The following is a 26,176-nucleotide window of genomic DNA, read 5'->3' on the forward strand; positions in this document are numbered from 1 at the left end:
CGCATCCCGAGCCAACCCCAGACTCACATTCAACTCCACCTGCCGCACCCGCAACCGATCCGCATCCCGCACCGCGAGCACCAGGCGCACCGCACCGACCAACAGAGTGCAGAACGAGACGAAGACGGCAAGCGAGGCGAGCGGCACGAACTCGTTCACGACGATCACGCCGAGTGCGCCGATGCTGAAAATCGCGGGTGCGGCGAGAGCGAGCGTGGCGCTCGCTCGGTCGGGCAGGGCCGAGACGCCCGGGCTCCATGCGGCAAGACCGAGCAGGACGCCGACAATGGGCCACGCGACATCGACGATTCCGCCCCGGACATAGCTGCCGTCGGCGACGCCGGCGACCAGGAAGGTGTTGGCCAGCGCGAAGCCCAGGAAAGCGATGACCAGGAGGTACCACGCCCGGCTCGGGCGTCGGCCGTAGACGGTGAGGGCGCACACGAGCAGGGCCACGAGGATGAGAGGCGAGACCGGGTAGGCGAGGCCCAGGATATCGTCCAGGACGATGTCCGACACCGGTCGGAACAGGACCGCCGCCGCAACCGCCACGAGCCCGAGGCCGGCAATGACACCGTCCAGCCACACTGTCGCCGACGTCGGGTTCAGCCGTCGCCGCATCAGAACGAGCAGGAACGACACCGACAACACCAGGAAGAGGGCGAAGAAAATGATGGCCGTCAGGGAAGCCGCGTGGGGAGCCCGCGGCGGGAAGAGAATCGACTCGACCGTGTCGGCCGCGGCGATGCACAGCATCGCCGCGCCGAGCAACGCCCAGGCGAGCCGTTCGGCCTTCACGAGAATGACGCGAGCCAGCACCAGGCCCGCCACCGCGAATTCCAGGCCGAGGTAGTACGCGTAGTCAACCCAGACCGGACGTTCGGCCACGCTGGTGGCCACGGTTGCCCAGGCATAGGCGGCGATTCCCAGGCTCACCGCGACGAAGACAACAAGCATCAGTCGAGGCATCACGAACGCGTCGCGCGGCGACGAGCGCGACGGGTCGGAGCCGGTGCGGTCAGGTCCCATGTCTGGGGCCTCTCTTCTTGGTCGAACGAGGAAACGGGTAGGTATGTGCACATTCCGGATCGACCAGATTTGCATACAAATTACCCTGAGGATACGTCATACTGTCTCTGCACGGTACCCCCGAAGATGCCGCGCAAACACAGGAGCAAGTCAGGTGGCGCAGTGCCCGGTTTCACCACGAGATGTGCTCGGTTCCGAGCTCGTTGGGCAGGCAATTGAGTACAACGCGACCGCCGGCGAGCGCCGTTCCGGTTTTCACGATCCACAGGGGGTACGCATGAACCCAGACGCTCCAACGTCGTCGGGCCCGGTACCGGCCCGATGAGCGGGAAACTGCGGGTCGGTGTCGTCACGGCATTTCCCCCCGGCCGCAACAGCCTGAACGAGTTCGGCTTCCACCTCGTCAAACACCTCGCCCGGCAGGCCGAGGTCGCAGAGGTTCTGCTGTACGCCGACGTGACGGATGCCGGCACTCCCTCCCCCCTCGACGGCGTGACGGTGTACCCGAGCTGGACCTTCAACAGCGTCGCGAACATCGTGCGACTCACCCGGACGATCCGGCGCACGCGCCCGGACGCCGTGCTGTTCAACCTCCAGTTCGCCACGTTCGGGGACAAGCGCATCCCCGGAGCACTCGGCCTGCTGATTCCGGCGGTGCTCCGGATGTTCCGGGTGCCGACCATCGTCGTGCTGCACAACCTCGCGGACAACGTCGACATGCAGGATGCCGGCTTCGCAGGCTCCGCGGCGACGGCGCGCCTGATGAAGTTCGCGGGACGCATCCTCACCCGCGCCCTGCTTCGCGCGGACCTCGTGGCGCTGACCATCCCGCGCTATGTCGAATACCTGCAGGAGAGCTATGGCGCGACGAACGCCCTCCTCGCACCGCACGGGAGTTTCGAGGAGGTCGCCCTCCCGTCTTTCGGCGTACCGGCCGGACGCCGGCGCATCCTCGCGTTCGGAAAGTGGGGCACGTACAAGACCGTCGACGTGCTCGTCGAGGCATACCAGGAGCTCCTCGACCGCGGGTACGGAGACCTCGAACTCGTACTCGCGGGCACGGACAGCCCGAATTCCGCCGGCTACATGCAGTCGGTCGCTGAACGCTTCTCCGACCTGCCCGACCTCGTCTTCACGGGCTATGTCGCGGAGGAGGAGGTGGCGCCGCTTTTCTCCTCAGCGACCGTCGTCGCCTTCCCATACACGTCGACGACCGGGAGTTCGGGTGTGCTGCACCAGGCCGGCGAGTACGGTCGCGCCGCCGTGCTGCCCCGCATCGGCGACCTGGTCGACATCATCGAAGAAGAGGGCTTCCTCGGCGTCTACTTCGAACCGGGCGACGCGACCAGCCTCGCCGACGCCCTTGCCGAGGTGCTCGACGACCCCGAACAGCGGGTGTCCCTCGGCCGCCGCAATTTCGCGGCCGCCTCGGGCATCCCGATGTCCGAGGTCGTGCACTGGCACCTGATCCACATCCAGCGCCTGATCGACAGGCGGACCATGCGATGACGAAGGAATCTTCCTCTACACGCCCCTCCCTGGTGGGTGGCGGAACCGCTCTTGCGGTGGCCATGATCGTGGCCAATGCCGGGAATTATGTGCTCAACCTGTTCCTTGGCCGGGTACTGACACCTGCCGAGTTCTCGGATGCCAATCTGATGGTGACGCTCATGCTCACGATCACCTCGATCGCGCTCTGCCTGCAGCTCGTGGCGGCCCGGTTCGTCGGGATCTATGACGAGTCGGGCCAGCCGGACCGCTCCGACCGGCTCGCCCGCACCCTGCGCGGCTATGCGCTCGGCGCCGGGATCCTGACCGGGTTGGTCCTCGCGGGAGGGAGTGCACTCTGGTCGCAGGTATTCCACACCGCCTCATTCTGGCCATTCGTCATCCTCGGCGCCGGGATGCCGTTCTACCTCGTGCAGTCTGTCGGCCGGGGCGTGATGCAGGGGCGGCTGCGCTTCCCCGGCCTCGCCACGTCCTTCGTGGTGGAGATGGTCGTGCGTCTCGGCTGTGGCGTGGCCCTCGTGGCGCTCGGCTTCGGCGTCAACGGCGCGACCGTCGGTCTCACTGCATCGTTCGTCGCGACCTGGCTCGCCGTGAAACTGCTCGCCAGGACCGGACCAGGGCGGACCGGGGTCGCCCCCGACCTGGTCGCGGTGCGCGGCTACGCGGTCCTGGTGTCCGTGCTCCTGCTCGGTCAGATCATCGCCAACAACAGCGACGTCCTCGTTGCAAAGGCATTCTTTTCCCCCGATGCCGCCGGGATCTATGCCGCGATAGCCCTCGTCGGCCGGGCGGTGTTCTTCCTGGCGTGGTCGGTCGCGACCGTCGTGTTCCCGGTCGTGGCGCGACGCCACGCGAGCGGTGGTGACACCGGGTCGCTCCTGACCGGCGGCATCGCGGCCGTCGCCGGAATCGGTGCGGCGTGCACACTCGGTGCTCTACTCCTCGGCGGCCCCGTGCTGGGCTTCATCCTCGGCCCGGCCTATGGTGACCTTGCTGCGCCCCTCGCCGCATACGCGGGGATGACGACCCTCTTCGCCATCGCGAACCTCGTGGCCAGCCACGAGCTGTCGCAGGGACGGAACACCCAATCGTGGCTGCTGCTCGGAGCCTCGCTCGTGCAGCTCATGCTGCTGCTGGTCTGGCACGAGTCGACCGCGCAACTGATCATCGTGCAATTCGTGGCGATGGTGCTCCTGCTCGGCGTGATGGTCGCCCGGCACCTTCTCACCAGATCCTCTCCCTATATCCCCACCGAAGAAGGGCTGCCCAGATGAGCGCGGAGACCAGCACCTACCAGGCGTACCGCAGGTGGGTCACCGAGAAGTCGACGGTGCCGCCGCGCGTCTCCGTTGTGATCCCCGCCTACAACGAGGAATGGCGGATCCTGCCGACCGTCGGTGCTATCGCCACCCACATGTGTTCGAGGGGCGAGCCCTGGGAATTGATCATCGCCGATGACGGCTCGACGGACACGACGGTATCCCTCCTGCAGGACCTCCGCTTTCCGAACATGACCGTGCTCGTCGCAGCCAAGAACACGGGCAAGGGCGACGCCGTCCGCCGGGGAATCCTCGCGGCCCGCGGCGAATTCATCCTGTTCGCGGATGCGGACCAGTCGACGCCGATCGAGCAATTCGACCGGCTGATGGAGAAGATCGATGCCGGCTACGACGTCGTCGTCGGCTCCCGCGCGGCCGCAGGCGCCGCAGTGAGCGGCAAGAGCGCCCTGCGCAAGGTCCTGAGCCGGGGCCTTCACCTCGTGGTCTCCGTCGGGTTCGGCATCGAGATCGCCGACACGCAGTGCGGCTTCAAGCTCTTCACGGCCCCGGCGGCCCGGTCGCTGTTCAACCTCCAGGTCGTCGACGGCTTCTCCTTCGATCTCGAGGTGATCTACCTCGCCGGACGTCTCGGGCTGAGCACGGCCGAAGTCCCCGTCGAATGGATCGACGCGCCAGGCTCCACAGTCGACGCCGCCAAGGTGAGCCTGCAGTTCGTTGCGGACCTCGTCAAGATCAAGGTCCACGATCTGCGCGGCGGGTATACCGTCACCGGCCATTCGCCGGTCTCGCGCGCCTCCTCCCCCGCATCCGTCGCATCGATCAAATAGGAAACCACGATGAGAATACGCACCGAATCCGGAATCGGCCACACGACCGTCAGCCTTGCCGGTCGTTTCGACGCCCACGAAATCGGGGACTTCCGCAAGGTCGTGGACCTTCTGATCGGCCCGGGTAGCGCAACCCTGCGACTCGACCTCTCGAACGTCGTGTTCGTCGACTCGAGCGCCCTCGCCGAGATGTTGCGCTCCCAGAAGGCAGCCAAGGCGGTCGGCGGCGAAGTCATTCTCGTGAACGTCTCAGACCCCGTCCGGATCATTCTCGAGCTGACCGAACTCCAGCAGGTGTTCACCCTGGAGTCCCGGACGGACCCGACCACGACCACGACCACGACCACGACCACGACCACGACCACGACCACATCATGACGCCGGCTTCCACCGAAACCCACCTGATCGAGAGCGACCTCGCCGACGCCGCTCTCGAACGTTTGCTGGTGGCGGCAGGGGCCGGAGAGATCCACCGGTCACCCGGTTCCGACTGGACCGTCTCCGGGGATACGGCCCCCGATGCCATCGACGCAGCCAACGCCATCCGCCGCGCGATCCACGGGATCTACTCTGCGCAGGACGACGTCACGGAAGCCCTGATCACAAGCCAGGACCATCTGAGTGCCCTTCGGGCGCTCACCCAGGTGAACCTGAGCACCCTCGGCAGGTCCGAGGCCATTGACGACCTGCTCGAGCAAGCCAGGGCGCTGACCGCGTCGGACCTCGTCGCGATGGTCGACGATCGCCTGGTGCACACCACGGGAGGCCGGTCCGCGGACTCGCCCGAGCTCACGGCGGTCATCCGCGAGGCGACGAAGGGAACGGACGACCCGGAGCCGAGGCTCGTCGGCCAGGGGAACGCCGTGATCGCACCCCTCAGCGACCAGAGTGGAGGCATCCGCGCCCTCGCATTCGTCAGGACGAACGGACCGGTCTACAGCACGGGCGACCTGCGCCTCGTCAGGGCGGCCGTTGCCGCCACCGACATGCAGTTCACGCTCACCCGGCTGCATCTCCAGGAGATCAAGCGCGCCACGTTCGAGCGCGAGCACCAGGTCGCATCAAGCCTTGCCCAGGCGGTCTTCTCCCAGCCGGCGCCGACCCTCTCCGGGGTCGAGGTGTTCTCCCACACCACTCCGGCGAGCCTCGCCGGCGGGGACTTCTTCGCCTTCGCCGTGGTGGGCGACGTGCTGTGGTTCACCGTGGGCGACGTCGCTGGAAAGGGTCTTCCCGCGGCGATGGTGATGACGCGCGCCGTCAGCGCCGCCCGGGTGGCCTTCCTCACCCACGACGCAGACGATCCTGCGGGGGCGATGCGGGCGATGGGTATCGAACTCTACGACTATCTCGACGATGTCGGCCTGTTCATCACCGTCGCCCTCGGCACATACCGGCCCAGCTCGGGCGCCCTGCACGTGTGCAACGCCGGCCATTCCCCGGTGATGCTCGTGCTGGGCGGCACCGTCACGCTGATCCCGGCGTCCATGCCGCCGCTCGGCGTATTGCCCGAGCCACGGGGTCGGACAGTGCGCTTCGACCTGCAGCGGAACGACGCGCTGGTGCTCGGTTCCGACGGACTCGCCGAACAGGAGGACTCCGGCGGGGTGATGCTCGGCTACGACCGCCTGGCCGAACTCTGTGCCGAACTCCCGGAAGAGTCCGCCGAGCGGCTCGGACACCATATTCTGGATGCCGTGGAAACGCACGCGGATGGGATCCCGCCCTCCGATGACCGCACCCTCGTCATCCTCCGAGCAGTGGAGGCGATTCATGACCGCGACAGCTGACCCGATCGACCTCGTCATCGAGGGCACCACCGCGATGGTCCGCAAGATCGGTCCGTGGCTGCACGGGGTGCTCGGCGAACTCCCCGACGATGAGGCCGGCGCGATCGCCGCACGCCTGGAACTGGCCGTACACGAGGTCGCGATGAACATCATCGACCACGCCGGCTTGCCGGTCGCCGCGGAGATCCGCTTCACCGCGGGAATCACCGATTCCGCCGTCGAGATCTGCGTGTCCGATCCCGGCCGGCCCTTCGACCCCACCGGGGTCAGGATCCCTGTTGCCGGGGTCCCCCAGGAACGCGGATACGGCCTCATGCTCGTCCGCAAACTCGTCGACGATCTCGACTACCGCCGGCTCGACGCCGGGAACCGATGGACCCTTCGTGTCAACCGCACCGCGCCGGCCGACCCTCAGCAGACCGGAAATGAGCACCAGCCATGATCGACCCAGACACCTTCCACACATCTCGTCACACTGGCCTCACGGTCGGCGTCGCGACGCCGGCAGCGGGACTCTCCATCGTGACGCTCGGCGGTCGACTCGACGCTGTCGCCGCGCCCGACCTGCGCGCCAGGCTCGACGAATCCGACGTGGCCGGATGCCCCCAGATCGTGTTCGACCTCGCCGCCGTCGATTTCGTGGACAGTGCCGGCCTGGCCGTGCTCGTCTGGCAGCGGCGTACCTGCCGGGCGCACGGCGGCGACGTTGCGCTCGTGCGTCCGGACTCGGACAATGCGATGCGGGTGTTCCGGCTCACCCAGTTCGACCAGATCTTCCGGATGCTGCCGCAGCAGCAGAACGACTGAGGACGCCCCATGAACGCCGAACCCCTGTCGAAGACCGCCCTGGTCGTCGACGATGAAACAGTGTCCCGCCTCGTGCTCTCCCACATGTTGCGCAGGGCGGGCTGGGACGTCACCGAGGCAGACGATGTCGCCCCGGCGATCGCGCTCGCCCGATCGGGCACCTTCACGGCGATCTTCTCCGACTTCTCCATGCCGGGCGGCACCGGTGTCGACCTCCTGGACGCGCTGCCACCGACGCCGGCTCGCCCGCTCTTCGTGCTCGTAACCGGCATCGTGGAGCACTCCTCCGTCGGACTCGACCTCGCGAGCATGATCGATGGGCACCTGATCAAGCCGATCAGCTCCCGCGCGCTCTCCGAGTGCCTCGCGGCGATCCTGCCGCGCCAAAGGGACCGGTGACTCGCGGCGTCACGCGTGCCCTGACCCGGACTGCGTGCGGCCTCGGCTGGCTGGCGGCAGGCGGCATGACCGCGATCGCCCTGGCCCGGGCGCTCTCCAGTGAAACCGAACCGCTGCTGATCGGGGTGCAAGGGATCGCGGCATGGCTGCTCCTCCCGGCGTACCCTCTGCTCGCGTGCGCGGGAATCGTGGCCGTACGGCGGGCCCGCAGACGTTCCGACGGCGCGGCCCCCCTCCGATGGCCGCTCGCCCTCGGCACGGTTGCGCTTGCCCTCGCGGTCGCGCAGGCCACCCTGCTCGTCCCGGCCATCGGCTGGAACGGCCCGCGCACGGCACCCGTCGGCGCCACTCCGCTCCGGATCGTGAGCGCCAACGTCCTCCTCGACAACACCGAGCTCGCCTCGCTCGCCGGCGAGCTCGTTGCGACGGATGCCGACGTGATCGTACTCGAAGAGGTCACCCCCGAACACCTCGCCACGCTCGCGGCCTCGCCGCTCTGGGCGGCCTACCCGGAACGGCTGCTCGACGCCCTGCCCGGATACCAGGGCTCGGCGATCTTCTCCCGTCTGCCGATCGAAGACGGCGGCCCGATCGACGTGGCCGGGTCCCCGATGCTCGAGGCGCGCATCCGCACCCCCGCGGGGCTCGTACGGGTCATCGATGTGCACGCGGTGGCGCCCGTCACCGTTGAGAACACCGTGCTCTGGCGGGGACAGTACGCCGAGCTGGCCCGGATCGCGGCACGTGACACCGGCACCCTCATCCTCGCGGGCGATTTCAACGCGACCCTCGACCATGGGCCGCTGCGCCGGCTCGTCGCCACCGGGCTGCGGGACGCTTTTATGGAGTCCGGCCGCGGTTTCGGGGCGACCTGGCCGCGCTGGGACGGCCTCGTACCGCCGCTGATGCGGATCGACCACGTGCTCGTGAGCCAGCAGGTCACGGTCGTCGCCGTGACCGACCAGATGAGCGCGGGGAGCGACCACCGCCGGCTCGTTGTCGACCTCGCCCTTCCGCAGCCGCAGGGTCCTTCGTCGCTGAAAACCCCGACGCCATGACCCTGGTCGCGGAGCCGGCCCCGGTCCCCGTGCCGGCGGCGGAGAAGGCGAAGGTACACCGGCCGGAAGAAGCGCCGGACGGGCGCTCGCGCAAGGGCTTCGTGCGCCGTCACCGCCTGCTCTTCATCGCGCTCATCCTCGTGCTCGTGTTCCACGGCTCTTTGCTGCTTGCCGGAAGCTACCAGCGCACGTACGACGCCTACGTGCACATCTTCTTCGCCGACCACTACGCCAGAGACTGGTTCTCGAGCTGGGACACCCGCTGGTACACCGGGTTCTCCACCCTGAGCTACCCGCCGGGCGGCCACTTCCTGATCGCGGCCCTGAGCAAGATCATCGGGTTGCGCCCCGGCTTCGTGGTCGTTCAGGTCTTCGCCCTCCTGAACCTCACCATCGGGGTCTACCGCTGGAGCGGGATCTGGGTCAACCGCACCTCAGCCGGCTGGGCGGCCATCGCCCTCGTGCTGGCGTCGTCCATCGCCGAAACCGTGCACGTCTTCGGCCAGCTTCCCACCACGCTCTCTCTCGGGTTCCTACTCAACGGGCTGCCTTTCGCGAATACCTGGGTGCGCACGGGCAACCGGAAGGCCCTCCTCGCCGGGGTCGGCTGTATCATGGCCACCACGGCCTGTCACCACGTGACGACCCTGTTCGGATCGCTCTTCTTCCTCGGGCCCGTGCTGCTCGGGGCACTCGTGTTCGCCGTGCGCACCCCGCTCGCCGGCGAAAAGGACGGACACCCGCCCCGGTTCAGTTTCCGGCTGCTCTGGCCGTTGATCGCCCGTCGGATTCGCCGGGTGATGCCTTCCCTGGTGCGGACCGGGATCCTCGGTGCGCTGGTGGTCACGGCCCTGCTCTGCGTCGTCCTGCCGTACTGGCTGTACTCCAAGAGCGACCCGATCACCCAGGTCTCCATCCCGCACGCCAGCCGCGACAATTTCCTGGTCAATGTCAATGCCGGCCTGGTCTTCTGGCTGGTCCCGTGGGGCACGACGCTGCTCGTGCTGCCATACGCATTGATTCGCGGCATGGCGGGCAAGGCGTGGCCGCTCACCCTCTCGCTCGGCGTGCTCGCGTTCCTCGGCACCGGCGGCACCACACCGTTCCCCAAGATCCTCCTGGGCGGCGCGTACGACATTCTCACGCTCGACCGCTTCACCTTCTGGGCGACCATCTCCATCCTGCCGCTCGTCGGGCAGTTCATATCGAGCGTCACGAACGGTTCGATCCGAGCGTGGCTCCTCGCGCATGTCGGACGGACGCTTTCGGTGGTCCTGCCGGCCCTCCTGCTCGCCGCACACCTCACAACGACCCTCTATGCGGCGAACCTCACGCAATACCGGGCATTCCAGCCGGCCCCGATCGACGTCACCCCGATCACCACCTTCATGGACAAGGACCAGCACTCCCAGTGGCGATACCTCACGCTGGGATTCGGCGACCAGATGGCGTGGCTCGGCGCCAATATGACGGCCGGCACCGTCGACGGCGACTATCACTCCGCCCGGCAGCTGCCCGAGCTGACGTCCCGGCCGATCGAGCGCCTCGAGGGCGCAAAGTACTCGGGTGTGCCCGGGATCGGGAGCCTGCAACAGTTCCTCGCGGTGCCCGGCCGGTACTCGCTCAAATACGTCTTCAGCAATGACGCCTTCTACTCCCCGCTACTCGACGCGAGCGGGTGGACCGACCTGGGTCCCCTCGAGAACGGCATCGAAATCTGGGAGCGCTCCGACGTTGCCCCGCTACCGACGAACGAGGTCTCGCATCAGGCGCCGCTCTGGGAGCGCCTGTGGTGGGGACTGATCCCGCCCGCGTCCATCGCCCTCGCGCTCATGCTCATGGTGTGGTCGTTGATCGGAGCGCCCACGCGGGCGCCCGGCGTCGGCGCCGTCGCGCGCCGTCTCGTGCCGGCCAGGCTGCGACGGATGCTGTCACGCCCGCCCCGCGCGGTCGCCCACCTCGTGCGCTCCGCACTGAAGAGGCTCACGAGCCCGGTGACCCGAGCGGTCGGCACCCTCGACGCCGCCCTCGCCAGGGCGAGCGACCGCATCCCGCACACCGAGGAGCCCGCGCCCCCGGCCGGCGGCTGGCTGCCCTGGGGTGCGGCGCTTCCGCGCCTGCGCACGCGGGCACGCGCCCGGGTGCGGAAGCGCCGCCGCCGCTGGCAGGCCGCCGTCGTGACCGTGATGCTCGTCCTTGTCGCTGCCGGCGGCGCCCTCGCGGTGGCGAAACCGCGACAGCCCACGGCTGCCGAAGTGGTCGAGGACTACTACGGACACCTCGATTTCCGCCGCTTCGCCGCCGCATACGCCCTGCTCGACCCCTCGACCCGGCCGGACTACACGGTGTACCAGCAGGAACTCGGCAGGGACGGAGGCCTTGTCGCTTCCTTCGCGAAGCTCGCATCCGTCACCGCAGTGCCGGCCTCGAGCACGCCGGGCAGACAGGTGATGACCGCAACCCTCGATTACCTCACCTCCCTGCAGTCCTATCGGGTGACCTCGCCCGTGACCCTGATCCAGGAGCCGACCGGATGGTTCATCGACCTGCCCGCCGCAGACGCGACATCTCCGCCCGACCAGTTCACCAGCCGACCCGCCGTCGGCTTCCTCTCGCAGGGTCGTCGCGCGCTCAGCTCGGACGGGACCTCCACGATGGATGTGCTCGACCGGCCGGAACTGACCCTCGGCAACGTCAGCTCCCTGCTCGTGAATGGTCGCTGGGTCGTGATCGGCGAGGTGACGAACACCGACGTCGACCCCGCAGACGTCACCGTCGAAGCACAGCTGCGCGATCCGGACGGCGCGCTGCTCGCCAGCTGGGACGCCTCCCAGGTACTCGTTCACAAGCTGCTGCCCGGAGCGACGAGCCCCTTCCGCATCGAGTTCCAGAGCATCGCCGGCACCGGCGACTACGGCCTCGAAGCCGACGGCGGCCTGAAGAACACGACGGCGGTAACGCCCCCCTCTGCGACAAGCGTCACCGTCGCAGCACCGGCCACGTCCTCCAATATTCGCGGCCCTGTCGAGTTCGACCCGCAGACGATCACGCCCTTCGTGCTCGCCGCCGGCGCGAAGGTGTCGTCGGTGGCCGTCTACGCGCGCGCCGTTGTGACCCCACGGGCGAGCGCGCGCGGCCTTCAGGTGCAGCACCTGCGGCTCACCGGCTCGGCCGCCGACGGCTACGCCGTTGTCGGCGAGCTGCGCAATGACGGCACGGTCGAAGCCGCCGTTCCGCACCTCCTGGTGTCCTATACAGCAGCGGACGGCAGCCTGGCGTGGGTCGACCACGCCTATCTCGAGCACAGCATCGCTCCGCAATCGGTCAGCGATTTCCGCATTCCGCTCGCGTCGAGCACCCCGATAGCGGCCTCCGGGGTGGCGACGACCGGCTACGCCGGACCTGCCCACTCTCCGCCGGTGTCCGCGCTCGCCGCCTCGATCGCCCTGCCCGCCGACACGGGCTTTTCCGGGCTGTCCCTCACGGCGACGACATACGCCAGAGCGAGCCAGCCGTGACGCGGCCGGGCACGCGCCGCACCGCCGGCATGATGGTCGCCCTTTCCCTCGGCCTGGCGATCGGGCTCGCGACGGAATCCGGCACCGGCTTCCGCGCGGACGCGCGAGCCGACCAGGACGCCGCGGCCGCCCTCGTGTTGCAGGTTGCGCCGACCGCGCCCGCCGGCGTGGAGCTTCCGGTGACCGTCGCAGGGGCCGCCGACGGCGCCCCGGTGCAGCTCCTCGCGGTCGGTTCCCTCGGCCAGCTCGTGCTCACCGCCGTGAGCAGGGACGGCACGGCGGAATTCCGGCTTCCCGTCGCCCTGACCCGCAGCGCAGGGTCCGTCACACTCGTGGCGAGTTCCGCAGGCTCGATCGGGCGGGGGACGGCCGAACTCACCCCCGGGGATGCGGTCGGCCCTGTGCAGGCTGTCGTCGGCGCCCGCTCCATCGTGGCCGACGCCGCAGACATGTCCATGGTCGTCACGATCCCGGTCGATGCCTGGGGCAATTCCATCGCGGAGGGTTCACCGGTGCTGGTCTCCCGCGAGAACCCCGTCGGAGTGCAGAGTTCGAGCGGAGCGGTCGTGTCGCACCTGCTCGCGTTCCAGGAACTCTATTCGGGCACCCTCGCCGGTCGAGGCCTGGTCTGGGTCGCCACCGGCCCCGTCACCGGGCCAAGCGTCAGCCTCGACGAAGTCGCCGGGCCGCCGCTGCCCTTCTACCTCGAACCCGTCGAGCCCGTGCTTGCCGCAAAGGCCGGGGCCGACGGCCAGACGCTCGTCCCGATCCGGACATCCGTGCTGCGGGATCGCTACGGCAATGTCGAGCCGGACGGCACCCAGGTCACGGTGGAATGGACGGGCCCTGAGGGCGCGGGGCGCACGACCGCGGCCACGATCTCGGGCGTCGCCCAGCTCTCGCTGCAGGCGCCGGCGATGCCCGGCGCGTTCCAGATCACCGGGTTCTGCCGCGGCGTACACTCGGCGAGCGCCCTCACGCTGCCGTTCGCGGCCACCGTCGGCATAGTGAAGATGAGTGCACGCCTCGTCGACGCCGGCGTCTTCGTGAGCATCGGCCCGGTCAACCGCTTTGGCGGCACCTTCGTACCGGATGGCACGACGGCCCGCGTCTCCGTGGCCGACGCCGACGGCGAGGCCGGCTTCGCGAGCGCCGGTCTCGTGGACGGGCTGCTCGACATCCTCGTCGCGACCAGGCCGCTCGTCAGTCCGGTCACCGTCACCGTCTCGGTGCTCGGAGCAGAAGACGTGGAGACGCTTCGATGACGAGGCCCAGGCTCCCGTTCCGCACAGCGCGGAACTTCCGGCGCAGCCGTATCAAACGGCTGATCGCCGCGCTTCTCGGCCTCGGCCTCATCGCCGCGACCATGGGGTTCCTCGTGCTCAGCGGGCAGATCACCCTGCAGAGTTCGACGGGGGCCAAGGTCTCGTCCGGACTTCACGAAGTCGCGACGGTGCCGGTCAACGCGAGCCAGCTCGTCACCTGGCTGCCGGATGCGTGGCAGCGCGAACGTGTCCTCGAGCCGGCGACGCGGATGATGATCGCAGCCAGCTATATCCGGGCCTGGGCGGCGATCGGGCGCTTCCAGTCCACGGGCGAGCGGCCTGCCGTCATAGACACCTTCAGCGGTGCGGCCAGGCGGGCGGTGCTCGAGCTGCCGCGCACCGGCCCGAGCGCGACCTGGGACCTGCGCCACTCCCTCGAGCTCGAGTTCTACGCCCTCGACGGCGCCACCGTCGCGTTCCACGACGGGGGTGCGAACATCGCACGCACGGTCGGCACCGGGGTGAGCGAGACGGTTCTGCTCAGCCACGAGAGCTATGACGTCGTGATGGTGCTCGAGGACGGGTTCTGGCGCATCCGCCAGCTTCGGCGCTCCGCAGGGAGCGACACCGCCACACTGACGACGGATGCCGCCGGTGCGACCGCGATCACCGGCGCCGCGGCGACGACCCCCCGCGCCATCCCGGCGAGCCTGGCCACCGAATACCGGCCGGCCGGCTGGGCGCCCGTTGTGCCGGTCGCCGTCAAGGCGACAGCCACGCCGACTCCGACTCCCGGTGCGACCCTGACCCCTGCGCCCTCCGTCACTCCCACACCCGCACCCGCACCCGCACCCGCACCCGCACCGACCCTGCTCGCCCCGGCCACTCTGGGGACCGACTTCGCCCGCCTGCGGGCTCTCGGTTTCGACACCATCCGGGTTCCGCTCCCGTACACCGAGCTGGGCGGCGCGACACCCACCGATGACGCCATCACGGGCCTGATCACGTTGCTCGAGCAGGCTGACCGGCACGGACTGCGGGTCCAGCTCGTCCTCTTCGACGGCTTCCCGGACCTCACCCCAGCGAACTGGCTCGCTGCCGACGCCCACCTCACGGCCATCGCGACCGCGGTGCGCGGCCAACCGGCCCTCGCCCTCTGGGACCTCGCCGACCGGCCGGAGCAGCGCACGATCGGGTCTCCGAGCCCCGCCGAGATCCGCGCGTTCCTCCTGCACATCGGTGCCACCCTGCGGGAGCTCGACCCGGGCACGCCGCAGACCATCTCCTGGGCGACGAGCACGGCCGCGGCCGATCCCTCGATGGCGGGCCTGGTCGACGCCGTGTCCCTGCACCTGACCGGCGGCGGCGACCCGACCGCAGCGATCGAGGCTGTGCGCACCGCGCTCCCCGACCGGGCCATGCTGCTGACGGTGACCGGGCTCAGCACCGAGGGCGGCTGGGGACCCCTGCCGAAGACCGAGACCCGACAGGCCTCCGACGTCGCCCGGGTCCTCCTGGCCGCGGAGCGGGCCGGGCTGTCCCACCTCAGCGTGGCGACCTTGACCGACACGAAAACGGATGCCGGTGGGCTGCTCCGCACAGACGGCTCTGCCAAGCCCGCCGCCGCGCTCTTCGAGGCCGGCGCCCCCCTCACCACGATTCCGGCAGCGGGCGTGCTCGACTACGCCACCTCGAAATTCTGGATCCTGGTGGTCGCGGTCCTGCTCGCCGCCGCCGGGGCGCTGCTGTGGGCCCGTCGCCTTCGGCGCACGCGCATGCCGCAGAAACCGGGGTCAGCGGACTCCCCGACGACGGAGCTGCACAAGCACCCAGGGGACACACCCGAATGACGACCACGCGCCGCCCTCGCCCACGTCGTGGGCGCAATCTCGGCTTCCGTCCCGACCTGTTCGACACCTCCCGGTCCGTGGCCCTGTTGCTCGGCGGAATCGCTCTGCTCACGGGAACGACCGTCGCGGTCTATACCCTCCGGGAGGTCGCCAGCCTGGGGTCTGTCGGGCTCACGACCCTTCGGAGTGTCGCCTCCGCCCTCCTGGTCGGCGGATTCGCCATCCTCGTTCTTCGGAGGCGCATCACGCTCCCGCTGCGTCACGTCATCCTCTGCGGGCTCATCGCCCTCGCCGTCGCGAGCGTTGTGGCGACCACCGGCACTCCCATCGCATCCACGTTCTCCGGAGGCCTCGGTGTCACGATCCTGCTCGCCTTCGCGGTCATCCGGTCCCGCGCGATGCTCTGGTATCCCCTCGTCGTTATCCCCCTCGGCATCGCTGCAACGGCGTGGCAGCCGGGAGCGCAGGCAGGCGACGTCGCGTTGACCGGTCTCCTCGCCGTTGTGACCACCTCGGTGCTCACCTGGTTCGTGCGCAGTGCGTCCGCATTCGACACGGACTGGCTCACCGGCATCCTCAATTTCGGCGGCTTCGAGCGAGCGACCGCGACCACCGTGCAGGATGCCCGCGCGAACGCACGAACAGGCGTACCGCTCACCCTCGCCCGCCTCGACATCGACGAGTTCGCCCTCGTCAACCAGCGCTTCGGGGCGGATGCCGGTGATGACGCCCTCGGCGAGTTCGCGACCGATCTCGCCTCGCTCCTCCCCGCCGACGCCGTCTTCGGCCGGATCGAGGGGGACGCCTTCGCCGTCCTGATCTCCGGGAGCACCGCGGACGAGGTCCGGGGCCTGCTCCGGAAGGCGCGGTCCACCGTCCGGGGGTTCTCGGCCGGTATCGCCCAGCACGAGGGGGACGAGTCCGCCTCTGAACTGTTCGGCCGGGCCGGCGCCGCCCTCTACGAGGCCAAGCGCGGCGGCCTCGGCCGAATCACCGTCCACGGCGGCTACTACGCGTCGCCCATCGAGGTGCGTCATGGCATCGAGACCGGTGAGATCTTCGTGGTGTACCAACCCTGCGTCGACATGCGAACGGGAGCCATCGTCGGGGTTGAGGCCCTCGCCCGCTGGCACCACCCGACCAGGGGTGCGATCTCTCCCGTCGAGTTCATCCCGCTGTGCGAGGCCAGCGGATCGATCATGATTCTGGGCGACTGGGTGCTCGGTCAGGCGATCGCCGCGGCGGCCGGCTGGAACCGGGGCTTGCCTACCGGCCGCTCGGAGGTCGCCGTCGCCATCAATGCCTCGGCCAGGGAGCTCTCCACGGCCGGCTATGCCGAGCGAGTGATCGCCCTGTGCACGGCGGCGGGCCTGCGCGTGTCGCTGCTCAGGATCGAAGCGACGGAGTCGGACTTCGGATCGGGGTCGGAGGAGGTCGCCGTGAACATTGCGCAGTTGCGCGGCTCCGGTGCCCTGATCTCGATGGACGACTTCGGCACGGGATTCTCCAGTCTCGAACGCCTGACCCGAACCCGCGTGGATGTCGTCAAGATCGACCGCCAATTCGTGTCCGCGATCGACTCCCTCGCGACGGAGGCCCCTGTCATCGACCTCGCGATCGGCCTCGCAACTGCCCTGTCGCTCGGGATCGTCGCCGAGGGGGTGGAAACACCGGTACAGGCACAGTGGCTGGTCGAACGCGGCTGTTATTTCGCGCAGGGCTTCCTCTACTCCCGGCCGATCCGCTACGGCGAACTCGTCCAGGTCCTGCGTGACAATGAGTTCTGACGCCGTGTCGTCGACAGGGTGATCTGGCACCAGGGTGATGTACTGTAACGACGCCATCCACCGAGACTGCCCACCGAGAGAAGAGCCCGATGAGCGACGCAGACGACGCCGGTCACCGCAGGGCCGGAAGGCCGCTTGAGACGGTTCTGACAAGACCGCGCATCACCGCTGCGGCCCTCCGGCTGATCGGGGCGACCGGCTACGAGAGCTTCACGATGTCCGGCCTGGCCAGGAGCCTCGGAGTCGCTCCGTCCGCGCTGTACAACCACGCGGCATCGAAGCAGGTCGTGCTGCAGTGGTTGCAGGACCACGTGATGACGATGGTCGATGTGGCCGGCTTCGGCGCAGAACCGTGGGACACGGCCCTGCGCCGCTGGGCCTGGTCGTACCGTGACATCTTCGCGACGCACGTTCCGTTGATCTCGATCATGGCGGTGCTCCCGGTGACGGGCGCCCCGCAGACCCTGCGCATGTACGAGACCGTCGCGGCCGGACTAGCCTCCGCCCGGGTGCCTACGGCACAGATCGTGCCCTCGATCGTCGCCCTCGAGTCGTTCATCTTCGGCTCGGCGTTCGATGTAGCGGCCCCTGCTGACATCTTCGAGACCGGTGCGCTCGCCGAGTCGAGCCCGATCTTCAGCGCGGCGGTGCGGCAGGGGGAGCAGATTCAGGGCAAGGCGCGGGCGGATGTCGCGTTCGAGTTCGGGCTGGAGGCCCTCGTTGACCGGATCGGCCGCCTGCGCCGACCCTGAGCATCCACCCGGCTTGTCGCGCTGTGCACGGTGCCGCGGGTGCCACCGGTCGTGCGCACCTTGGGGCGACCGCTCAGGCGCAGGGCTTGAGTGCCGCCACGTCGCCCGTGAGCGCGGTCGCCGTCCCGATCAGAACCACCCGGGTCGCGCCGAGGCGGGTGATCGCGGCAAGCGTCGCCCGCGGCACACACGTCGCGGGCGTGAGATACAGCGGCGCCGACTTCGCCCCGGCGAGCGCCGAGCCGACCAGGGCGTCCTGGTAGCTCGTGCCGCTCGCGAGGTACACAGTCGTCGCGGACGTGAAGGCGTTCAGGTTGAGCGCCGCGTTCGTCGCGTAGCGATCTGCGCCGCCGTACCTGCTCACCGAGGCGCCGCCGAGTTGCAGCTTCAGCCAGAACTCGGTGAGGCCCGTCACGTCGGCCGTCCCGCCCACAATCTTCACGGTCTTGGTGTGCAGCGCACGGAGCAGTCCGGCCGTCGCGAGGTCGGGCAGGAAGCCGCCGGCCGGCACGAGAACGACCGGTGCTCCCGCCCGGGCGGCGGCGGATGCTGCCGCGAGCGCTCCGGGGTAGTCGGCGCCGGTCGCGACGTAGGCCGTCGCCGCGAGGCTGCCGAAGGCATCCGCTGCCACGAGGCGGGAGGTGGCGTACCGGTCGGCACCGGCGAGCCGTGCGACGGGGGCGATGCCCACGAGCTGGGCCGCGACCGCCGCGGAGACGCTTGCGGTTCCGCCGACGATGACGATCTTGCCCGGGTGCAGCCGGACCAGTTCGGCCCTGACCCCGGCCGGAAGCGCCGTGAGCGTGGTCAGGAGCACGGGGCCGCCGAAGTGCGCAGCGGCGGGCCCGGCGCTGAGGGCGTCGGCGAAGCTCGTGCCACTGACGAGATAGACGCGGGAGACTCCGGGCGCGAAGCCCTGGGAGACGGATATCGCCGTCGAGTACGGGTCGGTTCCCGCGATCCGGGTGACCGTCGAGAGGGAGACCGGGGCTGTGGGCGCCGAGACCGCTGACGCCGACTGATAGCCGGGAGCGGTTCCGGTGACCCGGACGGTGAGGGCCTTGCCGGCATCCGCGGCGACCGGGGTGTACCCCGCGGCGGTAGCCCCCACGATGGGAGTGCCGTTCGCGAGCCACTGGTAGGCGAAGCTCACCCCGGCGGGCGTCCAGGTTCCCGGGCTCGCGGTCAGGAGCGCGCCGACCGAAGCCATTCCGGAAATCACCGGTGTCGCCGTTCCGATCCCGCCGGTCGCGACCGCGCCGGTGGGCGCCGAGACCGCTGACGCGGACTGGTAGCCGGTTGCCGTTCCGGTGACCCGGACGGTCAGCGTCGCGCCGGCATCCGCTGCGACCGGCGTGTAGCCGGCGGAGGTGGCGTCCGCGATGGGCGTGCCGTTCGCGAGCCACTGATACGCGAGGCTCAGCCCGGCCGGAGTCCAGGCGCCCGGTGTCGCGGTCAACAGTGCGCCGACGGCGGCCGTCCCCGTGATCGCCGGAGTGCCGACGCCGAGTGCGCCGGCGACGACGACCGCTGTCGGTGCCGAAGTCACCGCGGCGGCGGGCGGCAGATAGCCGGAGGCCGATCCGGTGACGCGCACGGACAGGGCCTTGCCCAGGTCACCTGCGACGGGCGAGTACGTGGCGGACGTAGAGCCCGCGATCTCGACCCCTCCTGCCAGCCACTGATAGGCGAAGGCGGTGTCGGCCGGCGACCAGGCGCCGGGATCCGCGGTCAGGGTGCCGCCGACGACGGCGGAACCCGTCACGGTCGGGGTGGCAGGCACCAGGATTCCCGGGGCGCCGACGCTGTCGTAGAGGGCGTAGTCGTCGGTCACGAGGGTTCCGTTGAGGATCAGGTTGAGGCCGAAGCTTAGGCCGGTCGTGCCCGCCGGGATGGCTGCCGTCGTGTAGAGCGCTTGGGCATAGTCGGTGCCGGCCGGGAAGTACGGGCTCGACGTCCAGTAGCTCCAGCTGCCGATCGCGTTGCGCAGGTAGACGTCGAACTGGGTCGTGACCGTCGAGGTGTACCAGGCGCGGAGCGAGTAGGTGTGGCCAGGGGTGACCGTGGGGGCGCACGCGCCCAGGTCCTGGGTGAGGATGAGTTTGGAGTCGCCGCTGACGAGGTTGCTCACGACCAGTTGCTCGGCCCTGGTGCCGGTGTGTGCGGTGGAGACCGTGCTGAAGCTCGCGGTGTTGGTGCCGAAACCGCCGACCGCCCAGCACTGCGGGAGGCCGTTGGTGCCCGCGGTCTCGAGGCTCGGGTTGACGACTCCGTTCACGCCGGGGCCGGGGGCCGCGGTCGACGTCGTCGCCACGGGAACCACCGGCTTGACGGCGCCGCCGATGACGTCTCCGACGGTCTTGACCGTGGTGTTGTTGGAGGCTGCTCTCAGGGAGAGCCAGGCGGCGAACTGGGCGAAGATCGCCGGATCGACCGAGAGCGCGTCACAGGTGCCTGCGCAGACGTGGTGGAAGGTGAGCTGCACCCAGCCCCCGCCCGCCGTCTCGGCGTTCGTGACCGTGTTCTCGAGGTCCGCGAGGGTCCAGGTCGTGTCGACCTCGTCCGGGGCGCGGGTGAGAAAGGGGTCGGCCGGCGGAAGGGTTTCGGCGAATCCGCAGCCCGTGCAGCCGAACCGGGTGTCGATGTCGCCGAGGCCGCGGGCGCTGTTGAAACCGCAGGCTTGGACGATCGCCTCGGTCGCGGCATCCGTCGTTGCGAAGGGGTAGGCGAAACTTCTCGTCGGGAAGCCCCAGTCGGCGAGGGTCGCCCGGCCCTGGCAGACCTGCCGGGTCGCTTCGTCGGCGGTCAGGGTGATGAGATCGGGGTGGGTGACCGTGTGGCCGGCGATCTCGTGACCGGCGGCGGCCATGGTCGTCAGGTCTGACCTGGTCAACCAACCGGGGTTGTCGATGAAGCCGGTCGTGATGAAGAAGGTGCCCTTCATTCCGAACTGATCCAGAGTGGCCACCGCGGCGAGCTGGTCGGCGTTGCCGTCATCGAACGTCAGGCTGACGACGGTCGGCGGGTCCGTGACCGCGGCCCGCGCCGAGGTCGCACCCAGGGGGATGCCCAGGGCGACGGTGGCGAGGACGGCGATCGCCGTGAGCACGCGTGCGGGAGCGAGCGAAGATCCGGTCATGGAGGAACTCCTCGTGAATCGTGAGTGATCCTGGAATCCCAGCACCCGCGCTAAGTGTGCTGAGCGAATCGCAGCCGAACAACAGGTGCGCCCAAAAAAGGCGGTTTACCTGCGAATTACCACGCAAGTATGCGGTTAACCACACGCGCGGCGCCCGCGTCTGCCGGTGAATCTGCGCTAAGTGCTTGCAATCGGCCCGATGCACCCCCAGAATAAACGAACTCAATTCATTTAGTCCATCGGATACACCGCAGTACCCGAACGGGCCGTTCGCGCATCGATGCGCCCGGCCCGAGGAAAGGGACCACACATGACGGAACAGTCCACGCGAGGGTCGGCACCGACCTCATCGCAGCCGTTCACCGACATCCACCTCGTGCACAGCGCCACGACGCATGACGAGGCCGGCAGCAAGCACGGCATCACCAAGAAGGGCCTCAAGGGCGGCCAGCTCGGCCTGCTCGCCGTCGTCGTGCTCGGCATCTCCTCTGTCGCCCCCGCGTACAGCCTCACGAGCTCGCTCGGAGCGACCGTGGCCGAGGTCGGCAAGCAACTGCCGGCCGTTTTCATCGTCGCGTTCATCCCGATGATCCTCGTCGCGCTCGCCTACCGGGAACTCAATGCCGATTCCCCGGACAGTGGCACATCGTTCACCTGGACCACCAAGGCCTTCGGGCCGTTCGTCGGCTGGATGAGCGGCTGGGGGATGCTCGCGGCCAACATCATCGTGCTCTCGAGCCTCGCCGGCGTTGCCGTCAGCTTCTTCTATGTGTTCCTCGGGGAGGTCTTCGCCAACCCGGACCTCGCTGCGCTCGCCGACAATACCGGCATCAACATCGTCACCTGCCTCGCCTTCGTCGCCCTCGCCGTCTGGGTGAGCTACCGCGGCCTGCACGCCACCAAACTCGTGCAGTACAGCATGGTCGGTTTCCAGATCCTGGTCCTGCTCATCTTCAGCGTCTCCGCCGTCGTCAACGCGACCAACGGAGCATCCACGACCGCGCTCGCCTTCGACTGGTCCTGGTTCGACCCGACCCAGGTCGGCAGCTTCAGCCAGTTCGCCGCCGGGATCTCCCTCGCGATCTTCGTCTACTGGGGCTGGGATGTCTGCCTCACCGTGAACGAGGAGACGAAGGGAAAGAAGGGCACGGCGGGAAAGGCGGGAACCCTCACCGCTCTCGTCGTGCTCGGCCTCTACCTCGTGCTCATCGTGGCCACCATGATGGTGTCCGGTGTCGGGACAGAGGGAATCGGCCTGAGCAACCCGGACAACCAGGGCAACATCTTCGCAGCGATCGCCGGACCCGTGATGGGGCCCATCGCCATCCTGATGTCGATGGCCGTTCTGGCGAGCTCCGCGTCCTCGCTGCAGTCGACGATGGCCTCCCCGGCCCGCACCCTGCTGTCGATGGCGCACTACCACGCGCTCCCGCCCCAGTTCGCCGGCGTCAGCAAGCGCTTCGGCTCGCCCGGCTTCGCCACGATCGCGGCCGGGTCCATCGCCGCCGGGTTCTACGCCGTCATGACGCTCATCAGCGTCAACGTGCTCAACGACACCATCCAGTCGCTCGGGCTGATGATCTGCTTCTACTACGCGCTCACCTCCTTCGCGTGCGTCTGGTACTTCCGCCAGAGCCTCTTCTCGAGCGTGCGCAATTTCTTCATGCGCCTCCTGGTGCCGGCGGCCGGCGGCCTGATCCTCACGATCGTGTTCGTGCAGACGGCCGTAAGCGCGTGGAGCCCCGACTTCGGCAGCGGCTCCGAGCTCTTCGGCGTGGGACTGGTCTTCGTGATCGGCGTCGGGCTCCTCGTGCTCGGGCTCGCCGTGATGGGCCTCACCTTCCTGGCCCGGCCGAGCTTCTTCCGCGGGGAGACCCTGCGCCAGGACACCCCCGCACTGGTCGTTCCCGAGTAACAGCCGCGCCGGGTAGCCTCGGGGCATGAGCACCAGTACCGCGGCTACCCCGCACCTGTCGTCCGTCCTCCCGAAGCACATCCTGACCAGCGGCGACCACCACCCGATCGTGCTCGCAGAGGCGAAGCGACGTGCCGCGAGCGTGCAACTGCGCATCGCGGATGCCGTCACCGCCTTCGCCGGTTCGATGCGGTTCGTGTACCTGCATGCCGTCGTCTTCGCCGCGTGGATGCTGTTCTTCGAACCGAGCCCCTGGCCGACCCTGACCCTCGTGGTGTCACTCGAGGCCATCTTCCTCTCGACGTTCGTGATGATCGGCCAGAACCGCCAGGCCGGTTTCCAGCAGGCGAAGGCGGATCACGACTTCAAGATGAGCGACCAGGAGCTGCTCACCAACACCGAGCTCACCCGGCGCGTGCACGAGCTCACCAAGGAGATTCACGCTCACATCGTCGGAGTCACCCCGGCCGTCGGAACGACCGCGGACACCGCCACGGTCGCCACGGGTCACCTCGGTTCACCCACGAGTTGACCTCGCGGCGTAGGGTGGCGGCTCTAGGGAAGGCATACCACCATGACCGACGTTGAACTCCTCGTCTACGCCGACCGCATCGGCGGTACGTTCCCCGCGCTGACCGCGCTCCTCGACGGGCCGCTGCAGGCCTTCGGCAGCGTGCACGTTCTGCCGTTCTACGTCCCGTTCGATGGGGCGGATGCCGGCTTCGACCCGGTCGACCACACCGCGGTCGATCCCCGCCTCGGCGGCTGGCCCGAGGTGCGGGACCTGGCCGGCAGCCGCGGACTGACCGCCGACCTCGTCGTCAATCATGTCTCGGCGTCCTCGGTGGAATTCACCGACTGGCTCGCGCGCGGCGCGGAATCGCCCTGGGACGGCATGTTCCTCACCTATGGAACCGTCTTCCCCCACGGCGCGACCGAGGCAGAGCTCACTGCGTTCTACCGGCCCCGGCCGGGGCTGCCCTTCACGGGGTACCGTGGGGCCGACGGCTCCCGACACCTCGTCTGGACGACGTTCCTGCCGAGCCAGATCGACCTCGACGTCGCCCACCCTGTCGCCATCGCCTACCTGCGCCGGGTGCTCCGCGTGCTCGCCGCCGGCGGCGTCACGACGGTGCGGCTCGACGCGGTCGGCTACGCCGTGAAGACCCCGGGAACCGACAGTTTCATGACCCCGGAGACGCTCGCCTTCGTCGAGGTCATCGGGGACCTCGCCCGCACGGAGAACCTGGCGGTGCTCGTCGAGGTGCACGGGCACTACACCGAGCAGCTCGCGATCGCGCCCCTCGTCGACTGGGTCTACGACTTCGCGCTCGCGCCGCTCCTGTTGCACTCCCTCGGCACCGGCACGGTCGACCGCCTCGCCGACTGGTTCGAGATCCGCCCGGCCAACGCGGTCACGGTGCTCGACACCCACGACGGCATCGGTGTGATCGACGCCGGGCCCGCCGGAGGGCGGCCGGGGCTGCTGAGCGAGGTGGAAATGGCGGAGGTGTTCGCGCGAGCGGCGGAAGCCACGCACGGACACTCATCCGTCGCCTCTGTCGTACCGGAATGGGCGACGCTCCCGCACCAGATCAACGCGACGTTCTTCAGCACGCTCGGCGGTGACGTCGTCGCCTACCTCGTCGCACGCGCCGTGCAGCACTTCCTGCCCGGACGCCCGCAGACCTACTACGTCGGTCTGCTCGGCGGGCTCGACGACCGGGAGCTCTTCGCCGAGACCGGGAACGGACGCGACGTGAACCGGCACCGCTATTCTGCCGCCGAGGCGGAGGAGGCGCTCGCGAGCGAGGTGACCCGCGCCCAGCTCGGCCTCGTGCGGCTCCGTTCCGCCCATCCCGCGTTCGACGGCCAGTTCACCTGGTCGGCATACGGCAGGGACGTTCTCGAGTTGCGCTGGGTGAATGCGGCCCGCAGCGCCCGCGCTGTCCTGACGGTGTGCACCGCGCGAGGCGCGACGAGTTTCCGCATCCAGCTCGCGGATGCCGACGGCAGCGAGGTCCTCGACACGGTCGAGTCCCTCGCCGCCTGGAGGCCGGGGGCCTGAGGCCTGAGGGAGGCCACACTATCGGGACGGATGCGTGGTGTTGAGTACGACAGGCACCGTGGCTTTCAGCAGCCAACCGTTGGGGGTAGGACCGGACTCCAGGCGTCCGCTGAGCTGCTCGAGGCGCTGGCGAGACCGGACCATGCCGCGTCCGCCTCCTGACCAGGTCCGAGATGCGGCGCCGGACGGGGCGGCATTTGTCACGATGAGCTCGACGACATCAGATCGATCGGTGATGTCTATGCGGGCTGACCCTGAGGTCGGCGCGTGCTTGATGATGTTTGTCACGGCCTCAATAGCGATCTCCGTGAGCATGCGCTCGCCTGCTGGAGAAAGCGGGCACGACGTAACGGGTAGTGCCACGATTGTCGGTATTCCGGCGTTTCGCAGCAAGGTCGCCAGCGACGAGATCACGTCCACCAGACGTCCCTGGTAACGGGTGGTCTCATCGCCGTGCCGTGACGTTTCCCCGTCACGGATCAGTGTCAGCAAGGACTGAATATTCGCGAGGGCCCGTTCCGCATACTCCTCGATCGTGGTGAGCGACACGTTCCGCGCGGGCTCATCCGGTTGGAGAGGGAGAGCTCGGGCATGGAAGAGTACGAGTGTGAGGTCGTGCGCAATGCCATCGTGCAATTCATCAGCGATCTTTTCCTGTTCCTCACGTGCGAGCAGCCCCAGTTCTGTCATCACCCGCCCACGATCGGCGATAAGAATGGACTCGCGAGCAGCCACTATCCGAAAAGTGAGTCCGGCCAGGAGCGCAATCACGGCGATACCGACGACACCGTAGAGTCCACCTTCGGCAAGAGCCGACCCGGTGACCGAGATGTGCACGGTGAGTACGGTCAGGAGCGCCGCGTAAGCAAAGAGCACGCGTGGAACACAGGTTGCAGAAACAAGTGCTGCGGCAAGAGCGAGTTCGAGCAGATCGCCTCCGCTCCCGAGGAAGATCACTCCGACGGCACAGACAGACATCACCGCGAATGCTGCAGCGTTCGGGTTCCACGCGAAGGCTGCGAGCCCCGCGTAGAGAACGATCGCCAAGAGATCGGATTGAGTGAATTCCCGAGCAGCCACGATGAAGCCGACGGTGATGCACACGAGTATGGCGACGGTGACGATCAACAGAACCCGAACCACCGGATGCAGTGCGTGCTGCTGCCAGAATTTGCGCGTGCGAAGA

General features: G+C 68.7%; 20 protein-coding genes. 17 read left to right on the top strand and 3 right to left on the bottom strand.

Annotated elements, in window-relative coordinates; translation table 11 throughout:
• On the bottom strand, positions 1–1,029 hold a 1,029-nt coding region (locus MQH31_RS14185; protein WP_243012600.1), incomplete at its 3' end, for a hypothetical protein.
• Between the two features lie 321 nt (positions 1,030–1,350).
• On the opposite strand from MQH31_RS14185, the gene MQH31_RS14190 reads away from it, so the two are divergent.
• The 14 genes from MQH31_RS14190 to MQH31_RS14255 all read left to right on the top strand — a co-directional run bounded on the left by MQH31_RS14190 (position 1,351) and on the right by MQH31_RS14255 (position 17,868).
• The gene (locus tag MQH31_RS14190; RefSeq protein ID WP_243012601.1) at positions 1,351–2,538 is read left to right on the top strand and encodes a glycosyltransferase; all 1,188 of its coding nucleotides are present in this window, start codon (positions 1,351–1,353) and stop codon (positions 2,536–2,538) included.
• Entirely contained in the window at positions 2,535–3,812 is a 1,278-nt protein-coding gene (locus tag MQH31_RS14195) for an oligosaccharide flippase family protein (protein WP_134534493.1), read from the top strand. The genes MQH31_RS14190 and MQH31_RS14195 overlap by 4 nt, the downstream gene beginning before the upstream one ends.
• On the top strand, positions 3,809–4,645 hold the full coding sequence (locus tag MQH31_RS14200) for a dolichyl-phosphate beta-glucosyltransferase (RefSeq protein WP_243012602.1): 837 nt from the start codon (positions 3,809–3,811) through the stop codon (positions 4,643–4,645). Before MQH31_RS14195 ends, MQH31_RS14200 begins: the two co-directional genes overlap by 4 nt.
• A 9-nt stretch (positions 4,646–4,654) precedes the next feature.
• Positions 4,655–5,023, top strand: a complete 369-nt coding sequence (locus MQH31_RS14205) for an STAS domain-containing protein (RefSeq protein WP_243012603.1) — start codon at positions 4,655–4,657, stop codon at positions 5,021–5,023.
• The gene (locus MQH31_RS14210) at positions 5,020–6,432 is read left to right on the top strand and encodes a PP2C family protein-serine/threonine phosphatase (RefSeq protein WP_134534496.1); all 1,413 of its coding nucleotides are present in this window, start codon (positions 5,020–5,022) and stop codon (positions 6,430–6,432) included. Before MQH31_RS14205 ends, MQH31_RS14210 begins: the two co-directional genes overlap by 4 nt.
• Entirely contained in the window at positions 6,416–6,874 is a 459-nt protein-coding gene (locus MQH31_RS14215) for an ATP-binding protein (protein ID WP_166792600.1), read from the top strand. Before MQH31_RS14210 ends, MQH31_RS14215 begins: the two co-directional genes overlap by 17 nt.
• Positions 6,871–7,239, top strand: coding sequence for an STAS domain-containing protein (locus MQH31_RS14220; RefSeq protein ID WP_243012604.1), 369 nt, complete (start codon positions 6,871–6,873; stop codon positions 7,237–7,239). Before MQH31_RS14215 ends, MQH31_RS14220 begins: the two co-directional genes overlap by 4 nt.
• A 9-nt stretch (positions 7,240–7,248) precedes the next feature.
• Positions 7,249–7,638, top strand: a complete 390-nt coding sequence (locus tag MQH31_RS14225; RefSeq protein WP_134534499.1) for a response regulator — start codon at positions 7,249–7,251, stop codon at positions 7,636–7,638.
• Entirely contained in the window at positions 7,635–8,696 is a 1,062-nt protein-coding gene (locus MQH31_RS14230; protein WP_134534500.1) for an endonuclease/exonuclease/phosphatase family protein, read from the top strand. The genes MQH31_RS14225 and MQH31_RS14230 overlap by 4 nt, the downstream gene beginning before the upstream one ends.
• Entirely contained in the window at positions 8,693–12,214 is a 3,522-nt protein-coding gene (locus tag MQH31_RS14235; protein ID WP_243012605.1) for a putative glycosyltransferase family protein, read from the top strand. The genes MQH31_RS14230 and MQH31_RS14235 overlap by 4 nt, the downstream gene beginning before the upstream one ends.
• A complete protein-coding gene (locus MQH31_RS14240; protein WP_243012606.1) occupies positions 12,211–13,479 on the top strand; it encodes a hypothetical protein in 1,269 nt (422 codons plus the stop codon). Before MQH31_RS14235 ends, MQH31_RS14240 begins: the two co-directional genes overlap by 4 nt.
• Positions 13,476–15,329 (top strand): hypothetical protein, encoded by a 1,854-nt coding sequence (locus tag MQH31_RS14245; RefSeq protein ID WP_243012607.1) that lies wholly within the window; start codon positions 13,476–13,478, stop codon positions 15,327–15,329. Before MQH31_RS14240 ends, MQH31_RS14245 begins: the two co-directional genes overlap by 4 nt.
• Positions 15,326–17,116, top strand: coding sequence for a putative bifunctional diguanylate cyclase/phosphodiesterase (locus MQH31_RS14250; RefSeq protein WP_243012608.1), 1,791 nt, complete (start codon positions 15,326–15,328; stop codon positions 17,114–17,116). The genes MQH31_RS14245 and MQH31_RS14250 overlap by 4 nt, the downstream gene beginning before the upstream one ends.
• 89 nt (positions 17,117–17,205) lie before the next feature.
• Positions 17,206–17,868 carry a TetR/AcrR family transcriptional regulator gene (locus MQH31_RS14255; RefSeq protein ID WP_243012609.1) on the top strand — a complete coding sequence of 221 codons (663 nt, stop codon included), beginning with the start codon at positions 17,206–17,208 and terminating at the stop codon, positions 17,866–17,868.
• Positions 17,869–17,941: 73 nt separating this feature from the next.
• Here MQH31_RS14255 and MQH31_RS14260 read toward each other — a convergent pair whose 3' ends face one another.
• Positions 17,942–21,007 (bottom strand): cell wall-binding repeat-containing protein, encoded by a 3,066-nt coding sequence (locus MQH31_RS14260; protein WP_243012610.1) that lies wholly within the window; start codon positions 21,005–21,007, stop codon positions 17,942–17,944.
• A gap of 310 nt (positions 21,008–21,317) precedes the next feature.
• Here MQH31_RS14260 and MQH31_RS14265 point away from each other — a divergent pair, with 310 nt between their 5' ends.
• Genes MQH31_RS14265 through MQH31_RS14275 form a run of 3 tightly spaced genes read left to right on the top strand, consistent with a single transcriptional unit; the run spans position 21,318 to position 24,990 of the window.
• The gene (locus MQH31_RS14265) at positions 21,318–22,922 is read left to right on the top strand and encodes an APC family permease (RefSeq protein ID WP_134534507.1); all 1,605 of its coding nucleotides are present in this window, start codon (positions 21,318–21,320) and stop codon (positions 22,920–22,922) included.
• A 25-nt stretch (positions 22,923–22,947) separates the two neighbouring features.
• Complete coding sequence (locus MQH31_RS14270) at positions 22,948–23,454, top strand: DUF1003 domain-containing protein (protein WP_243012611.1); 507 nt, start codon at positions 22,948–22,950, stop codon at positions 23,452–23,454.
• Between the two features lie 42 nt (positions 23,455–23,496).
• Positions 23,497–24,990 (top strand): alpha-amylase family protein, encoded by a 1,494-nt coding sequence (locus MQH31_RS14275; protein WP_243012612.1) that lies wholly within the window; start codon positions 23,497–23,499, stop codon positions 24,988–24,990.
• A gap of 18 nt (positions 24,991–25,008) precedes the next feature.
• On the opposite strand, the gene MQH31_RS14280 is transcribed toward MQH31_RS14275, so the two are convergent.
• A complete protein-coding gene (locus MQH31_RS14280; protein ID WP_243012613.1) occupies positions 25,009–26,118 on the bottom strand; it encodes a sensor histidine kinase in 1,110 nt (369 codons plus the stop codon).
• Positions 26,119–26,176: the final 58 nt, after the last annotated feature.

Origin of the sequence: Cryobacterium zhongshanensis (assembly GCF_022760445.1) — a bacterium.
GTDB classification, from domain to species: domain Bacteria; phylum Actinomycetota; class Actinomycetes; order Actinomycetales; family Microbacteriaceae; genus Cryobacterium; species Cryobacterium algoricola.

Excerpts from the sequence above, each read along its gene's own strand:
- MQH31_RS14190 (WP_243012601.1), top strand. The coding sequence starts at position 1,351 with ATGAGCGGGAAACTGCGGGTCGGTGTCGTCACGGCATTTCCCCCCGGC.
- MQH31_RS14195 (WP_134534493.1), top strand. The coding sequence starts at position 2,535 with ATGACGAAGGAATCTTCCTCTACACGCCCCTCCCTGGTGGGTGGCGGA.
- MQH31_RS14200 (WP_243012602.1), top strand. The coding sequence starts at position 3,809 with ATGAGCGCGGAGACCAGCACCTACCAGGCGTACCGCAGGTGGGTCACC.
- MQH31_RS14205 (WP_243012603.1), top strand. The coding sequence starts at position 4,655 with ATGAGAATACGCACCGAATCCGGAATCGGCCACACGACCGTCAGCCTT.
- MQH31_RS14210 (WP_134534496.1), top strand. The coding sequence starts at position 5,020 with ATGACGCCGGCTTCCACCGAAACCCACCTGATCGAGAGCGACCTCGCC.
- MQH31_RS14215 (WP_166792600.1), top strand. The coding sequence starts at position 6,416 with ATGACCGCGACAGCTGACCCGATCGACCTCGTCATCGAGGGCACCACC.
- MQH31_RS14220 (WP_243012604.1), top strand. The coding sequence starts at position 6,871 with ATGATCGACCCAGACACCTTCCACACATCTCGTCACACTGGCCTCACG.
- MQH31_RS14225 (WP_134534499.1), top strand. The coding sequence starts at position 7,249 with ATGAACGCCGAACCCCTGTCGAAGACCGCCCTGGTCGTCGACGATGAA.
- MQH31_RS14235 (WP_243012605.1), top strand. The coding sequence starts at position 8,693 with ATGACCCTGGTCGCGGAGCCGGCCCCGGTCCCCGTGCCGGCGGCGGAG.
- MQH31_RS14245 (WP_243012607.1), top strand. The coding sequence starts at position 13,476 with ATGACGAGGCCCAGGCTCCCGTTCCGCACAGCGCGGAACTTCCGGCGC.
- MQH31_RS14250 (WP_243012608.1), top strand. The coding sequence starts at position 15,326 with ATGACGACCACGCGCCGCCCTCGCCCACGTCGTGGGCGCAATCTCGGC.
- MQH31_RS14255 (WP_243012609.1), top strand. The coding sequence starts at position 17,206 with ATGAGCGACGCAGACGACGCCGGTCACCGCAGGGCCGGAAGGCCGCTT.
- MQH31_RS14260 (WP_243012610.1), bottom strand. The coding sequence starts at position 21,007 with ATGACCGGATCTTCGCTCGCTCCCGCACGCGTGCTCACGGCGATCGCC.
- MQH31_RS14265 (WP_134534507.1), top strand. The coding sequence starts at position 21,318 with ATGACGGAACAGTCCACGCGAGGGTCGGCACCGACCTCATCGCAGCCG.
- MQH31_RS14270 (WP_243012611.1), top strand. The coding sequence starts at position 22,948 with ATGAGCACCAGTACCGCGGCTACCCCGCACCTGTCGTCCGTCCTCCCG.
- MQH31_RS14275 (WP_243012612.1), top strand. The coding sequence starts at position 23,497 with ATGACCGACGTTGAACTCCTCGTCTACGCCGACCGCATCGGCGGTACG.